General features: G+C 64.8%; 11 protein-coding genes and 1 other RNA gene. 7 read left to right on the plus strand and 5 right to left on the minus strand.

Annotated elements, in window-relative coordinates; translation table 11 throughout:
• The first annotated feature begins 69 nt into the window (after positions 1-69).
• The 5 genes from MOE34_RS11410 (at position 70) to MOE34_RS11425 (ending at position 2,364) form a co-directional block, all read left to right on the plus strand.
• The gene (locus tag MOE34_RS11410) at positions 70-501 is read left to right on the plus strand and encodes a hypothetical protein (RefSeq protein ID WP_242216873.1); all 432 of its coding nucleotides are present in this window, start codon (positions 70-72) and stop codon (positions 499-501) included.
• 330 nt (positions 502-831) lie between these two features.
• Positions 832-1,172, plus strand: a transfer-messenger RNA (tmRNA) gene (ssrA, locus tag MOE34_RS25590).
• 111 nt (positions 1,173-1,283) lie between these two features.
• Positions 1,284-1,802, plus strand: a complete 519-nt coding sequence (locus MOE34_RS11415; RefSeq protein ID WP_242216875.1) for an SspB family protein — start codon at positions 1,284-1,286, stop codon at positions 1,800-1,802.
• 9 nt (positions 1,803-1,811) lie between these two features.
• The gene (locus MOE34_RS11420) at positions 1,812-2,009 is read left to right on the plus strand and encodes a DUF4169 family protein (protein ID WP_242216876.1); all 198 of its coding nucleotides are present in this window, start codon (positions 1,812-1,814) and stop codon (positions 2,007-2,009) included.
• 127 nt (positions 2,010-2,136) lie between these two features.
• Positions 2,137-2,364 (plus strand): ribbon-helix-helix domain-containing protein, encoded by a 228-nt coding sequence (locus tag MOE34_RS11425; protein WP_242216877.1) that lies wholly within the window; start codon positions 2,137-2,139, stop codon positions 2,362-2,364.
• 119 nt (positions 2,365-2,483) lie between these two features.
• Here the strand turns inward: MOE34_RS11425 and MOE34_RS11430 are convergent.
• From MOE34_RS11430 to MOE34_RS11450, 5 genes are all read right to left on the minus strand, one after another.
• Positions 2,484-3,544, minus strand: a protein-coding gene (locus MOE34_RS11430; protein WP_431522373.1) for an IS630 family transposase whose coding sequence is annotated in 2 segments (ribosomal slippage) — positions 2,484-3,008 and positions 3,011-3,544 — 1,059 coding nt in all. Because the reading frame shifts where the segments join, the coding sequence is not laid out codon by codon here.
• A gap of 82 nt (positions 3,545-3,626) precedes the next feature.
• On the minus strand, positions 3,627-7,406 hold the full coding sequence (locus MOE34_RS11435) for an AsmA family protein (RefSeq protein ID WP_242216881.1): 3,780 nt from the start codon (positions 7,404-7,406) through the stop codon (positions 3,627-3,629).
• Between the two features lie 42 nt (positions 7,407-7,448).
• A complete protein-coding gene (locus MOE34_RS11440) occupies positions 7,449-8,870 on the minus strand; it encodes an FAD-binding oxidoreductase (RefSeq protein ID WP_242216883.1) in 1,422 nt (473 codons plus the stop codon).
• A gap of 79 nt (positions 8,871-8,949) precedes the next feature.
• Positions 8,950-12,108: an efflux RND transporter permease subunit gene (locus tag MOE34_RS11445; RefSeq protein ID WP_242216886.1), complete on the minus strand. Its 3,159-nt coding sequence runs from the start codon at positions 12,106-12,108 to the stop codon at positions 8,950-8,952.
• Positions 12,108-13,271 carry an efflux RND transporter periplasmic adaptor subunit gene (locus MOE34_RS11450; protein WP_242216888.1) on the minus strand — a complete coding sequence of 388 codons (1,164 nt, stop codon included), beginning with the start codon at positions 13,269-13,271 and terminating at the stop codon, positions 12,108-12,110. The genes MOE34_RS11445 and MOE34_RS11450 overlap by 1 nt, the downstream gene beginning before the upstream one ends.
• A 298-nt stretch (positions 13,272-13,569) precedes the next feature.
• Between MOE34_RS11450 and MOE34_RS11455 the strand changes: the two genes are divergently transcribed.
• A complete protein-coding gene (locus MOE34_RS11455) occupies positions 13,570-14,391 on the plus strand; it encodes a cyclase family protein (protein ID WP_242216890.1) in 822 nt (273 codons plus the stop codon).
• Positions 14,392-14,440: 49 nt separating this feature from the next.
• Entirely contained in the window at positions 14,441-14,854 is a 414-nt protein-coding gene (locus tag MOE34_RS11460; protein ID WP_242216892.1) for a carboxymuconolactone decarboxylase family protein, read from the plus strand.
• Positions 14,855-14,922: the final 68 nt, after the last annotated feature.

Below are 14,922 nucleotides of genomic sequence, written 5' to 3' on the forward strand. Positions count from 1 at the left end.
GTAGCGCGAGCGCTACTTGATATTTCTCAGCGGGTGGCCGCAGAGCGTGCCAACGTGTTGCAGAAATCCGTGTCGGCCGCCGAGAGTTCAAAAACGGTGCTGTTGGAAACGAACCTGGCACTCGTCGACTACTATCGCGCGGCGGGCATCGTGTTTTTGGGTGAGTGCCGGATTGGCGAAACCGTAGTACGAAGCGGGGCGAGGTGGTCGGGCCCAGAAGGGCCGACGCAGTTCGCGGCTGCCGACGCGGCCGCTCATGCCGAAATCACCGATGTCTCCTTTCGTGCCGCCAGGGCACTTCTCGGTTTGGAGCAAGCCGAGGTTGCCAGGCTCGCCGACGTGGGAGTCGATACCGTGAAAGGGCTCGAGCGCGGTGAGGGAGGCGGCAGGCACTACGGCCTCCTTCGCGGATGGTACGAGAAGAGAGGTGTCGAGTTTACGGGTTGGGGAGACATCTCCACGCGTAAGTTCTTCGGAGTGGGTGTACGATGGAGGGAATAAGCGTTCCACCGCCCTTGCCTACCGCCACCCCATATCATGGCGGCGGCAATATGATCGTTCTTAGCCCGCTATGGCCCGCGCGGCGAGAATCTATACCGGAGGGAGTGAGCCACACGCAGCTAGGCAAGGCGGGCGTGGCTCCCCGTACGGTCTTCAAGCTCGAGAAGGATAGCAACATCGCCTCTGCTTCCCCCGCGAAAATTTCGCCGTTTTGGAAGGCCACCAGGCGCCGCCTGCACCTGGTTTCGTTTTTTTTCGATGAAAAGTGAAAACAGCGCCAACGTACTATTCAGCTAAAATCATCCAGCGCAGGCATGAAGGTAAAGGGGTCGACTTTTCAGCCACGAGAACCACAGCTTTCCAGAGTGTCCAGATGTCGACCCCGTCAACGGAAACTCATATAAGGGGCGGTACCCGGCGCCTCCACCAAAAACCGGTCGACCTTGACGGACCGGCTTTTGATGGGGGCGAAATAGGATCGACAAGGGCGTAAAGATCGACTTTTTGCTCGGCATTGTACCACCGTTATCGGGCTAAACTTGTAGTTGCAAACGACAACTATGCGGAAGCTCGTCTCGCTGCTTAATCGCGGTGTGACACTTCACTCAAAGTCCTGACGGGTCGCACCGGCAGGCGGGGTCCGAAGGCACCTGGCAACAGAAGCCTTCACCTTCTCCAATCCCTTGAAATGGTCTATAGCTGTGCCAGATGACTCGTGCCGGAAGGCGTGAGAAAACCGAAGAATGCCTGAATTACAAAGGCAGGAAGAAAGACAGGAACGGATGGCGCAAGACCACATTCGCTACGACATTCTCGCCCAGGACGCGCTGCGCAGCGTCATTCGCAAGGTACTGTCCGAGGTTGCGGTCACGGGCCACCTGCCCGGCGAGCATCATTTTTTCATTACCTTCCTCACCAATGCCCCGGGCGTGCGCATCTCGCAGCACCTCAAGGCCAAGTATGCGGAACAGATGACCATCGTCGTCCAGCATCAGTTCTGGGACCTCAAGGTCACCGAGAGCCTGTTCGAGATCGGCCTTTCCTTCTCCGATACGCCTGAAAAGCTGGTCATTCCCTTCAACGCGATCCGCGGCTTCTACGATCCGTCCGTCAGCTTCGAGCTGGAATTCGACGTGCCCGCGATGGAAGAGGAAGAGGATCACTCGGCAGAGATCACCGCCTATCCCGCCGCCCCGGAAAAGACCGAGGATTCCGGCGAGGAACCCGTTCCGCCGACCGGCGGCGGCGGCGACAAGGGCGGTTCGGTCGTGTCGCTCGATTCCTTCCGCAAGAAGAACTGAGTTCTTCCGATGAGCGGCGACGTCGTCAATCTCCGCCAGTTTCGCAAGCAGAAGGCCCGCTCCGACAAGGAGAAGGCGGCCGAGCAGAACCGTATTACCTTCGGCCGGACCAAGGCGGAGAAGACCCTGACCCGCGCCCTCAACGAGAAGGCGGAAAAGACGCTCGATCAGGGCCGCTTGGAGCGGCCCGACGACGCGCCGGACTGATTTTCCCGCGATCTCAAAGCCTTGCCGGGAAAACCGGACTCAACTTGCCAATCGCCTCGTGTGTTTTCACGCCGTTCCGGCCCGTGTGCTTCCCTGGAAGCACACACCATCGCCATGCAGGGAAAGCATGATCCGCAAATATTCGACGACCCTGCACGGCCACCGCACGAGTTTCTCGCTCGAACCCGCTTTCCATGACGAATTGAAGGGTATTGCCGAGGCGCGTGGCCTGACGCTTGCCGCGCTGCTGCGCGAGATCGACGATACACGCGGCCCCGGCGACAATCTCTCCTCGGCGCTGCGTCTGCATGTGCTGGAATGGTTGAAACAGAAGGCCGGCGGCCTTTCCACCTAAAGTATCTCCAGCAAACGTGCGTAGCGGTTTTGCGTCCGGAAAAACGGAAGGCATACGCATTTCCGACGCAAGGCCGCATCCCGCCCTTGCTGGAAAAGCCTTATACGGCCCCTCACTGATCAGAACCCATTTGCCCATTCTCTTCGCCCGATAGACATGATGCGCCATGGCTGGGTTTCGAGCTTTCGCCAGGCATCGCAGCAATGATCGACAATATCGTCGTAGGATTTGAAGACTCGGTTTGAGAGCCAGTTGTCGCGCATGAAATGCCATAGGTTTTCGACCGGGTTGAGCTCCGGCGATTTCGGCGGGATTGGCAGAATGCTGATGTTGCCGGGCACAACGAGGTTGTTGGACATGTGCCAGCCTGCCTGATCCATGATGAGGATGGCGTGGGCGTCATCGGCGACATGACGGGCAATTTCGGCCAGATGCTGGGTCATTGCGTAGGTGTCGCACCACGGCATGACCAGCGCCGCCGCCTTGCCGAGCTTCGGGCAGATTGCGCCGAAGATGTAGGCCGACTTTGTGCGCTGATCATGCGGCGCTGAAGGTCGCGTTCCGCGTCTGGCCCAACGGCGCGTGATCTTGTTCTTTTGCCCGATACGGGCCTCATCCTGAAACCAAATCTCTATGCGTTTTCCTCGGGCTGCTCCTGCGGCAATCTCTGCCACTGCGGCGGGGAAGCTTTTTTAAAATCCTCAATGGCTTGAGGGTCCTGAGCATGATGTTTTGGCCGGGCGGCAAGCTTGCGATAACCCATGGCCCGGACTTCGCGGCTCAGCGTTTGCTCGCTCACCGAAACGCGGAATTCTTCCCACAGCCATTGCGCCAGATCGCATAGACGCCAGCGAACGACGCCGTCGAGATAGGGTGTTGGTCCACGCTCGATGGCCTGCACCAGGGCCGTACGCTGCTGATCGTTCAACCGCGACTGCGCACCGGGAGCCTTGCCATTGATCAGGCCCTGGGGACCGCGTTCGTTGAACCGCACGACCCAGTCCCGGACGATCTGGAGCGTGACGTTGCCGAGGCGGGCGGCATCGGAACGCGAGCCTCCATCGTAGATCGAGGCGAGTGCCAAAAGACGGCGCACCTGAGCGGCATCCTTCGTCTGCCGCGCCAGCCGGCGCAGACCGTCTCCATCAAAATCCGTCCGTAGTGAAATCCCTGATCGCATCGCAGACCTCCGGTTTGCACCAGAGATTCAGATTCACCGCGCTTTGGGAAGGCCAAAGAGTCGAGATCAGCGAGGCGGCGTATTAGTTCACGCCCGGAAGCGCATCGAAGTTCAAGCCCTCACCGCCACCGACGGGCGGCAGTTCGCCGCCACGCTCGACGCCTTCCTCCGGCAAGACCGGCAGGCGGCGGCGCTTCGCCTCGTCCTCCGCCTTGCGCGCTTCCTCCGCGGCCCGCTGCTCGGCAAGCCGGCGCGCTTCCTCTTGCGCCTCCAGCAAGCGGCGGGCATCGTCCGCCGCCTTGCGCTTGGCGCGCTCGGCCTCTTCGGCAGCACGCTGCGTCTCGAAGCGCTCCTGCGCTTCCGCGCGGCGCTGCGCCTCTTCCTCCGCCCGCAGGCGTTCGGCCTCGGCCTGTGCGGCACGAGCCTCCACCCGCGACCGGTACAGCGCCGCCTCCCGCCGCAGGCGCTGCTTCTCCAGCACATTCGCCTGCAACGTCTCCACGCGCCGGCGCTCCGCCTCGAAGCGACGCAGCGAGAGGAAATTGGCAAGCGGCTGCACGTCGAAGTCCACGCCGGGCGCTTCGACGAGGCCGCGATAGGCGAGCGCCACTTCCGGCTCCGCGCCGGCCAGAGCGTCCTCGCCGGCCTTGTAGGTCACGGAAAGCCGTCCCGCCATGGCATCGCCGGCAAGATCGATATCCGCATCGCCGGAGAACGCCGCACGCGCATCCTCCGCCGTCGCGCTTTGCACACGCAGCCTGCCGCCGGAGAGCGCAAAGGGAATGCGCACCGCACCAAGCGCCGCCTCGCCCCGCAAGATGGCATCGGCGGCAAAACCCGCGACACGCTCCGGCGTGATATCGCCCTCGATCCGGTCCGCCTCCGCCAGCAGCGCGGGCAGCGCGCCGGTATCAACGCCACGGATGGTAAAGTCGGCGGCCTTGATCTCGCCCGAGCCACTTGCCCCCTCGACCATGCCGCGCACGCTCTTGCCGGAGGCATCGACGGCGAGCGTCACATCCGCCTTGCCGCCCGCGACCGCGCCATCGGCACCCGACCAGACCAGTTTGGACAGATCGGCCCCGGCAAGCGTGGCGCGCGCCTCGAACAGGCCGTTTTCATCCGCGTTGGCCAGCTTGATGCGGCCCGAAAGCCGACCGCCCAGCCAGTCGCCGGCCATGTCGGTCAGCGCCAGCTCTCCGCCCTTCCAGCCGAGCTTGCCTTTGAAACCTTCCACCGAACCGTAAAGGCCGGGCCAGAACAAACCGGCCTCCAGCGCGACGGAGACATCCGCCGTCTCCAGAACCGGCCGAGCCAGCGGAGCCGCGCTCAGCCCGCCCTCGGCAATATCCGTCACCGGTCCGGCCACCGCCTCCGCCAGGAAGGCGAAATCGACGGTATCGAAGCGGAGAGCACCCGTGCCCTTGAGCATCCCGGCCGTGCGGTCCAGCGTCAGCTTGCCGGAAAAGGCGTTGCGGTCGGCCTTCCCCGCAATATCCGTAATCGCAATGCTGTCCGCACCCGTCGCCAACGATGCCTGCAAGGTCAGCGGCAGACCGGCGCCGGACTGCGGCAAGGCGATACCGTTCATCATCAGGTAAGGCTCGATATCGTCGCTTTGGACGGCAAGCGCCAGCGCGCCATTCAGGAAGCCCTCCGCCGCGAGCACCGCCGTGCCTTCGGCGGAAATCGCCGTGTTTCCGGCCTTGAAGGCGGCCGAGACCGTCGCGGCGCCGTGCGGCGGCTGTGCCACATGGAAGGTGACGCTACTATCCGGATCGGCATCGAAGGGTAGCGGATCGAGACCGACCTGTCCCGCGAGCACCACGGACTGCGGATTGAAGAGGCTGCCCGTCAATTCGAAGCCACGCCCCGCGAGAAGATCGGCGAATGTCGCGGCCGACAGGCTCATCTCGACGCGCCCGTCATTGACCGGCCCCTTGAGCGTGAAGCCCGCCTCCTCGCCCGAGACCGCGGCATGAAGCAGAAGGTCCGCATTGTCGTAGTAGCCGGCACTGGCGACGAAGCGGGATAGCAGCGGATGGGCGGGCAGATGCCGCGCCAGCAGCGCCGCCAACGGCCCCATCGCCTCGGTCTTCAAGGTGACATCCAGCCCGGCGCTCGGCTCGGCCAGCGAGCCGCCGAGCGTGCCGCGTGCCGAAAGCGCCGCGCCCGCCAGCGAAGCCACGTCGAGGCGATCGACGGTCACGAGGCCGTCCTTCGCGGAGAGCACCGCCTTCACGCCCTGCGCGCTTTCACCGAAGGCAAGGAGACTGTCCGCCTCCAGGTCGAGCGCGATGGAATGGCCGAGCACGGTGGAGAGCGAGGCATCGCCCGCCACGAGCCCGACAAGGGCCTGCAGGGATTCCAGTTCCACGGCGTTGCCGCTGAGCTTCATCGACAGCGTAGGGGCGGCATCCGCGCGGGATTCGCGCTCCAGCCGGCCGGTCAGCGAGGCCCCGCCGACAGCGATTTCGAGGTTTTCGAAGCGCTGCAGCGCATCGGTGAGGTTCACCTTCGCCGAAAAGCCGGCGGTCTTCAGCTTGCGGATTTCCGGGTCCACCGAGCCGGCGAGCCAGGCCGCAAGGCCGGAGGGCTGGTTGGAGGCGATGAGCAGGTCGCCGGCAAAGGCGCGCTCGCCGCGCAGGGTCAGCCGTCCCTTGGCCTCCAGCGCCGTGCGGCCCGGCAGCAGCGCATCCGCCCGCTCGATCCGCCAGCCGTCGCCGTCCGGCTTCACATCCAGCCGGATCTCGCGCACCGTCGTGTCGCCGACCACCACGGCCGGCAGGAAGAGGCTGGCGCGGCCCGGCACCTGCGGGATCGGGATATCCGCGGCGATCGTGAGCAGCGCCTGAAGCCGCTGGCGGGCGGAAACCTGCGGGTTGCGGCCGGTCTTGCCGGTCTCCCCGCTGTTGCCGATGCGGCTGACGTCGATCTGCTGGCCGTCGGCGATCAATAGGAACTCCGGCGCACGGCCGGTATCCAGCGTCGCCTCGCCCGTCACCACGTATGGGTCTTCATGCGGCCCGGCCTCGAGACGGTATTCCGGCACACGGATGCGCTCGTTGGAAAGCTCGAACTTGCCGGCAACGCGGATCGGATCGGCCGTCCCCTCGCCCTCCGGGCGCGGCTTTTCGGAGATGGTGAAGTCACCGTGATACTGCGGACGGAAATCCACCACCTTGAGCGCACCATCGAGGTCGGCGGTGAAGGACAGCCTATCGGGTACGATGCGGGCGCGCATGGAAAGCGCGCCATTCTCCACCTGCCCGCTCGAAAGCTGGAAAGCACCGCTTTCCCCATCCAGCGCCGCGCGCCCGTCGATCCGCCACGGCCCACCGAGCGACTTTGCCGAAACCTGAGCATCAAGGCCCGTGACATGGCGCGTGCGGCCGGTCTGCTCGTCGACAAATTCGATTTCGCCGCCGGTGATCGACACGTTCTCGAGAATGACCGTCTTGGCAGGAATGGCGGATTTCCGCCCGCGCGCCCAGTCCAGCGTGCCGTCCTCGAAAAGCTTGATGCGCGCCTTCGGCTCCTCAATGCGCATGTCGAAGATCAGCGCCTCGCCGGAAAGGAAGGGCGCAAGCTCGGCATCCATGGAGAAGCGCGCTACCTCGACCAGCGGCTTGCCGTCCTCCGGCGCGCCGACACGCACATCGTTCAGCGTCACGGAGGGAAACGGGATCAGCCGGGCATCGACGCTGCCATGCACGGTGACGGGGCGACCCATGATACGGCTCGCTTCGCGCTCGAAATCCTGCCGGAAGCTCGTCCAGTCGATGAAGAGCGGAGCGAGCAGCGCCGCAAACAGCGCCACGACCACCATGCCGCCGACAATAAGCCCGATCCTAGAAAGCACGCAGCATGCCTCGACTTCCGTTCAACCGCCGCAACATAGCGGCTATTGCGCCGCCCTGGCCGAAAAAATCTTGCCGGGGTTGAGAATGTTGTCCGGGTCGAGCGCCTGCTTGATCTGCCGCATCAGCTCGACCGAGCCGCCAAGCTCCATGGGAAGGAAGCCCTGCTTGCCCTGCCCGATGCCGTGCTCCCCGGTGCAGGTGCCGTCCATGGCGAGCGCGCGGGCATTCAGCCGGCCGACGAAGGCCTCGACGGCATCGACATGCGCCGGATCCTTGTCGTCGAAGACTAGGCTGACATGAAAATTTCCGTCACCGGCATGGCCGACGATGGGCGCCAGGAGGCCGTGCTCCTCGATGTCGCGTTCCGTTTCCGCAACGCAATCGGCAAGCCGGGAGATCGGCACACACACATCGGTCGCGATCACCGCATATCCCGGTCGTAGCCCCTTCGCGGCCCAGTAGACATTGTGCCGTGCCTTCCAAAGCTTCGCCCGTTCCTCGGCATCTGCGGTCCATTGGAACTCACCGCCGCCATACTCCGCGGCGATCGCGCCGAACTCTTCCGATTGCAGGCGAACGCTGTCCTCGTTGCCGTGGAACTCGAGGAAGAGCGTCGGCTGCTCCGGCAGGGTCAGGCCGGAATAGGCATTGCAGGCCTTGATCTGGAGCGTATTCACAAGCTCGATACGGGCCACCGGGATGCCGAGCTGGATCGTCATGATCACGGCATCGCAGGCATCCTTCAGCGTCGGGAAGCCGCAGATGCCGCCGGCGATCACGGCGGGAATGCCCTGAAGGCGCAGGGTGACCGAGGTCAGGACGCCGAGCGTGCCTTCCGCGCCGACAAGAAGGCGCGTGAGATCGTAGCCGGCCGAGGATTTACGCGCCCGGCGCGCGGTGCGGATTTCCTCGCCGGTCGCGGTCACGGCGGTCACGGCGAGCACATTGTCCTTCATCGTGCCGTAGCGCACTGCGTTGGTTCCAGAGGCGCGGGTGGAGGCCATACCGCCGATGGAGGCGTTGGCGCCCGGATCGATGGGGAAGAAGAGGCCGGTATCGCGCAGATAGGTGTTCAGTTCCTCGCGGGTGATACCCGGCTCGACGGTGCAGTCGAGGTCCTCGGCATTCACCTCCAGAACCCGCTTCATGTTGCTGAAATCGATGGAGATGCCGCCATGGGGCGCGTTCACCTGCCCCTCCAGCGAGGAGCCGGTGCCGAAGGGCACGACCGGCACCTTCAGCTCGGCGCAGACCTTTACGACGGCCTGCACCTCCCCGGCATTCTCGACGAAGACGACGCCGTCGGGAAGCTGGGCGGGGATATAGGTGGTCGTATGGGCATGCTGGGCGCGGATAGCCTCGCCGGTCTGGAACCGTGCACCAAAACGCTCCGCAAGGCGCGGCAGCGCCTCGGCAATGCCCTTCTCGTTCCGCGCGCCGCTGCTGATATCCGCCAGTGCCATGATGTAATCCTCAACTCTTCAAGGATTACTCAGCAAATTGGCGCAGCCCTGTCCAGCCGCAATTTCCCGCGTCCGGCGATCATTCCGCCGCCTGCGGCAAGGTGATGACCTCCTCGCGCCGGCCGAGCGTGCGTGCATGCTCCAGCTCGGCGGCGAGGCGCTTTTCCTCGTCCGCATGCGGGCTGGTGAAGCGCGCGATGACCAGATAGGCGACCGGCGTCAGGTAGAGCGTGACGACCGTCGCAAGGCCGAGACCGCCGACGAGCACCCAGCCGAGCGAGATGCGCGCCTCCGCGCCCGCCCCGCTCGCCAGCACCAGCGGCACCGCGCCGACGACGGTGGCGATCATCGTCATCAGGACGGGGCGCAGGCGGATGTTCGAGGCGTTCTCGATGGCGCTGCGGATATCCTGTCCGCGGTCGCGAAGCTGGTTGGCGAATTCGACGATGAGGATGCCGTTCTTCGCCATGATGCCGACGAGCAACACGAGGCCGATCTGGCTGTAGATGTTCAGCGTCGTTCCCGTCAGGATCATCGCGAAGACCGCGCAGGCAAGGCCGAGCGGCACCGTGACCATGATGATGATCGCGCTGACGAAGCTTTCGAACTGCGCGGCCAGCACGAGGAAGATGATGGCGAGCGCAAAGCCGAAGGTGACGATGAGGCCGCTCGAATTCTCCTGAAGCGTCGCCGCCTCGGCCATCGGCATCAGGCGCGATCCCTCGGGCAGCAGCGGCTCGGCCATCTCCTGCACCATCTGAAGCGCATCGCCGAGCGCAAGGCCGTCTTTCAGGCCGGCCGACAGCGAGACGGCGCGAAGCTGCTGCTCACGCGAAAGCTGCGGCGCGACGGCCTTCTCCTCCAGCGTCGCGATGGAGGACATCGGCACGATCTTGCCGTCGCCGGTCTTCAGGAAGATGTTCTCCAGGTCCATCGGGTCGTTGATCGGCGTCGTGGTGGAGGAGAGCTTGACCGGATAGGACTGCCCCTCGACATAGACGTCGACGACGCTCGTGCCCTCCAGCATCGCCTGCAGGGCGGCCGAAAGGCCGGTAATGTCGATGCCGAGGTCGGCGGCGCGCTCGCGGTCGACCGTCACGGAAAGCTGCGCCTGGTTGGCCTCGTAGTTGAGGCGCACGTTCTGGAAGCGGCCGCTGTCCTCGATCTTGCGCACCAGCTCCGCCGCCGCGTTGCCGAGCTTCGTATAGTCGTTGCCGACCAGCGCGACCTGCAGGCCGTTGCCCGCCCCGCGAATGCCGAGACTGTTCGGCTGGATGACGAAGGTGCGCACCGAAGGCACCGTCCCGACGGCCTTGTTGATGTCCTGCACGATCTGCTGCTGCGTGCGGTCGCGCTCGCCCCAGGGCGCGAGCGTCAGCACCATGAAGCCGCTGTTCGTGGAGCCGCCCTGCCCGGAAATCGAGAAGATATTGACGATCTCGCCGCTGTCGTAGAGCGGGCGAAGCTGGTTCTCGATCAGCTTCATCTGGTCCTGCGCATAGTCGAGCGACACGCCCTGCGGCGCATTCACGCGCAGCATCACCATGGAGCGGTCCTCGCTCGGCGTGAGCTCCGACTTGATGGTGAAGAAGGATGTCGCGCCCGCCGCCGTGAAAAGCAGCGCCACGATGAAGACGATGAGCGGCGCGCCGAGGCAAGCGCTGAGCGTCCTGCGGTAGAAACGCGAGGCCGCGCCGCCGATGCGCGAAAGCACGCCGTCATGCTCGTGCTTCACCTCTTTCGTCAGGAGGCGCGAGGCCAGCATCGGGCAGAGCGTCAGCGCCACGAAGGACGAGAGGAGCACAGCGAAGGCCAGAACGAAGCCGAATTCACGGAACAGCCGACCCGCCTGCCCCGGCAGGAAGGAGAGCGGCACGAACACGGCGGCGAGTGTCGCCGTGGTCGCGATGACGGCGAAGAATACTTCGAGCGTGCCGTGAATGGCCGCGGCACGCGGCTGCAATCCTTCGGCGCGCCGGCGCACGATGTTCTCCAGCACTACGATGGCGTCGTCCACCACGAGACCCGTCGCCAGCACGATGGCGAGCAGCGTGAGGATATTGACGGAGAAGCCGGCCATGTAGATGGCCGCGATGGTGCCGACAAGCGCGATGGGCATGCTGATCGTCGGGATGAGCGTGGCGCGCCAGTCGAGCAGGAAGAGATAGATGACCAGCGTCACGATCAGGACGGCGACGACGAGCGCGATCTCGACCTCATGGATGGCCCCGTCGATGAAGACGGCGTCGTTGCTGGTGATCTTGAGCTGGGTGCCTTCCGGCAGTATGGCGCCGAGGCGCGAGACCATCTCCTTCACGCCCTCGGCAATGTCGAGCGTGTTGGACTGCGCCTGCCGGATGATACCGAGGCCGATGCCCTGCCGGCCGTTCGAGCGTAGCGCCGTCGAGCCTTCGTCCGGCCCCAGCGTCACCATGGCGATGTCGCCGAGGCGCACGCGGTTCTTGAGAATGAGGTTCTCGAAATCGGCGGGCGTGGCAAGGTCCGCGGTCGCGCGCACGGTAATGTCCTGGCTCTGGCTCTTCAACGAGCCGGCCGGCACGTCGAAGGCGGCGGTCGCCAGCGCATTGCGCAGATCCGCGACCGTCAGCCCGCGCGCGGCGAGCTTGGCCTGATCGACGTCCACGCGGAAAATCTTCTCCTGGTCGCCGTAGACGACGACATCGGCGACGCCCTCGACGGAGGCGAGGCGGTCGGTGATCTCGTTTTCGGCCAGCAGCGTCAGGTCTTCGAGGGATTGCGTGTCGGAGGTCAGCGCCAGCCGCATGATCGGCTGGCTGTCGGCGTCCGCCTTCACCACGCGCGGCTCGTCCGCCCCGTCGGGCAGCCGGTTCGCCACGCGGCCGAGCGCGTCGCGCACGTCGTTGGCCGCCTGATTGACGTCCGTTGTATCGGAGAATTGCAGCGTGACGCGGCTGCGGCCGAAGGACGAGACCGAGGAAATGTCCTTGATGCCCTGGACGCGCGACACGGCGCCTTCCACGACGTCGGTCAGCTCACGGTCGACCGTCTCCGGCGACGCGCCGTCGAAATCCGTCGATACGCTGATGACCGGCTGGTCGACGGAAGGCAGCTCGCGGATTTCCACGCCGTTGAAGGCTGCAAGGCCGGCGACGACGATCAGCGTGTTCAAGACGAGGGCGAAGATCGGCCGGCGAATGAAGAGCGCGGTGAAGCCGGCCTTGCCGCTATCGTTCAGCCCGCTTGCCTCCCCCGACATCACGTACCCTCCGTCGTGGCGGGCGCCTGCTGTTCGGCCGTGCGGACCGAGCCGCCCGGGCGAAGCGTCTGCAGGCCTTCCGTGACGACCTGGTCACCCTCGGCCAGGTCCGCCCGCACCAGCACCTTGTCGGGATTGCGCTGGACAATGTGGATCGGCACACGCTCGACCTTCTCGCCCTTCACGCGCCAGATATAGGAACCGTCGGCGCTCCACTGGACGGCGAGCGGATCGACGCTTGGATAAAGATCGCCCGCAAAGCGCATCGTCACCTGGAACGACATGCCGGCGCGCAGCAGGTCATCGGGGTTTTCGATGCGGGCGCGCACGCGCAGGGTCCGGCTTTCCTGGTCGATGCGGTTGTCGACCGCCTGCACCGTGCCCGTGAAGGTCTCGCCCGGCCGCGCCACCGCCGTCGCCGTCACTTCTCCGCCGACGCGAACGCTGGTCGCAAAACGCTCCGGCACCCAGTAGTCGACGAGGATTTCCGAACGGTCATCGATGCGGGCGATCGCCGAGGCGGTCGTGACATAGTCGCCGGGATTGACCGAGATGATGCCGACCACGCCGCCATAGGGCGCGGTGATGTCGCGGCGGCTCAGTGTCAGCTCGGCATTGCGCAGCGCCAGTTCGGCGGCCTTCAGCGCGGTCTGGGCATCCTGCAGTTCGGCAACGCTCACCGAGGCGCGCAGGTTCTCGACGCGCTTCAGCTTCTGCTGCGCGCTTTCAAGGGCGACGCGCGCCTGATCGGCGGCGATCTTCTGCTCGTCGTTGTCGAGCCGGGCGATCACCTGCCCCTGTTTCACCCGATCACCGGATTCGACGAGGACTTCTGTCAGGTTGCCGGTGGCATAGGGCGTCACCGTCACCGTGCGGATCGCCTCGCCGTCGCCGATCGCGTTCAGCCGGTCGTTAACGGTGGCAATGGTGACCGGCCTGGTCGCGACCAACGCCGGCCCGCCGCCGAAACCGCCGCGATGCCCGCCGCTTCCTTTGTCGCCCTCGGCCTTGCCTTCACCGGCCGGCGCAATCGCGGAAACGAGCGGGCCGGGCAGGCCCGCGGCCTCCAGCATACCGTTTGCCCCGGGCACGAAGCGGCCCCAGAGCAAGACCCCGGCCGCGAGGACGCCAAGGCTTATGAGGAGCTGTTTCCAAACCCGCATGCAATCTTTCTCCGATGGAAGCGAACCGTCGCTTGCTGCACCGCGACATAAGGCAAGTATCCTGCTTTGGAAATGAACCGGCAATGAAAGAATACGATCATTACGGAATTGTAAGGTTGGCGGCCGGCGGCATTACCGAAATGCAGGAAAACTTGGAGAAATCTTCCCGCCCCGCCCCTCCTGCGAGCATAGGCGGGTCTGGACCCGCCTTGCGCTTGTGATAGCTTTTCCGCCGGCCGGAAGGCCGCGCCTTATTTCAGTATTCTTTCATCAACGCATTGAACGAGAGGGGAAAATCATGTGCGACGCCTGCGTCATCGAGACCGTCAAGAACCGCATGCTTTCGAGAAGGAGCTTCTTCCGCGCCGCCGCCGCGGGGGCGGCAACCGTCGCCGCCGCAAGCTCGGGCACGCTCAGCCCCGCCCTTGCCGCCGCGCCCGCGACGGTGACGGACCTCACCCACGAGCTTCACGAGGAGTTCCCGACCTTCTTCGGCCAGCAGCAGTTCTGGCGCGAGCAGAAGTTCAATTACAAGGAACACAAGTTCAACCTGTTCGAGCTGCGCGTGAACGAGCACACCGGCACCCATCTCGACGCGCCGCTTCACTTCTCCGAGGACGGCAAGTCGGTCGCCGAGATCCCGGTCTCCGATCTTGTGGTGCCGCTCGCGGTCATCGATATCCGCGCGAAGGCCGATGCGAACCCGGATGCGCAGCTCACGCCCGACGACATCAAGGCCTGGATCGCCGCCAATGGCGAGCTGCCGGAAAAGGCCTGCGTGGCGCTCCTTTCCGGCTGGGGCAAGCATCTCGGCACCGACAAGTTCCGCAATGCCGACGCGGACGGCAAGATGCACTTCCCCGGCTTCCACGTCGAAGCCGTGCAGTATCTCGCGGAAAATTCCAGCGCCGTCGGCATCGCGGTGGATACGCTGTCGCTCGACTACGGTATCTCGCCGGACTTCGCCACGCACTACGCCTGGCTCGCTTCCGGCCACTGGGGGCTTGAAGGCGCGGCCAATCTGGACCAGCTTCCGGCAAAGGGCGCGACCCTCGTCGTCGGCGCCCCCAAGGTGCGCGGCGGCACGGGCGGCCCGTCCCGCGTCCTCGCACTGGTCTGAGACACAAAGGCCGGCGGTCCGCCGCCGGCCCTTCCCCAAGGAGAAAGCCATGAGCACCGTCAAGCCCGCCGAAGACCTCGAAGCCAACCCGCGCGTCAAGGCGGTGTTCGACGATATCCGCGCCACCCGCAAGTCGGATTTCATCAACAATATGTGGCTTTACCTCGCCTTCGATCCGGCCTTGCTGGAACGCACCTGGGCGGAGGTGAAGGCCGTGATGGCCACGCCCTCGACGCTCGATCCGCTCATCAAGGAAATGCTCTACATCGCCGTCTCGGTGACGAACGGCTGCAGCTATTGCGTCCATTCCCACACCGCCGCGGCGAAGGCCAAGGGCATGACGGATACGCAATATGCCGAGCTGCTCGCCATCGTCTCGCTCGCCGGCAAGACCAACCAGCTCGCCACCGGCCTTCAGGTTCCCGTGGACGCCATCTTCGACGCAGACCGCGCAAAGGCCTGACGGGCGGCGGTTTCCACAATCTTTCCCCCCTCGTTCCTCCCCATGGAATAAAAGCAGAACGGAAAACT

The organism is Shinella zoogloeoides (assembly GCF_022682305.1).
GTDB classification, from domain to species: Bacteria; Pseudomonadota; Alphaproteobacteria; order Rhizobiales; family Rhizobiaceae; genus Shinella; species Shinella zoogloeoides_B.

Bases quoted from the DNA above. Each gene is read 5' to 3' on its own strand.
- MOE34_RS11460 (WP_242216892.1), top strand. From the start codon at position 14,441: ATGAGCACCGTCAAGCCCGCCGAAGACCTCGAAGCCAACCCGCGCGTC.
- MOE34_RS11450 (WP_242216888.1), bottom strand. From the start codon at position 13,271: ATGCGGGTTTGGAAACAGCTCCTCATAAGCCTTGGCGTCCTCGCGGCC.
- MOE34_RS11445 (WP_242216886.1), bottom strand. From the start codon at position 12,108: ATGTCGGGGGAGGCAAGCGGGCTGAACGATAGCGGCAAGGCCGGCTTC.
- MOE34_RS11415 (WP_242216875.1), top strand. From the start codon at position 1,284: ATGGCGCAAGACCACATTCGCTACGACATTCTCGCCCAGGACGCGCTG.
- MOE34_RS11420 (WP_242216876.1), top strand. From the start codon at position 1,812: ATGAGCGGCGACGTCGTCAATCTCCGCCAGTTTCGCAAGCAGAAGGCC.
- MOE34_RS11425 (WP_242216877.1), top strand. From the start codon at position 2,137: ATGATCCGCAAATATTCGACGACCCTGCACGGCCACCGCACGAGTTTC.
- MOE34_RS11440 (WP_242216883.1), bottom strand. From the start codon at position 8,870: ATGGCACTGGCGGATATCAGCAGCGGCGCGCGGAACGAGAAGGGCATT.
- MOE34_RS11455 (WP_242216890.1), top strand. From the start codon at position 13,570: ATGTGCGACGCCTGCGTCATCGAGACCGTCAAGAACCGCATGCTTTCG.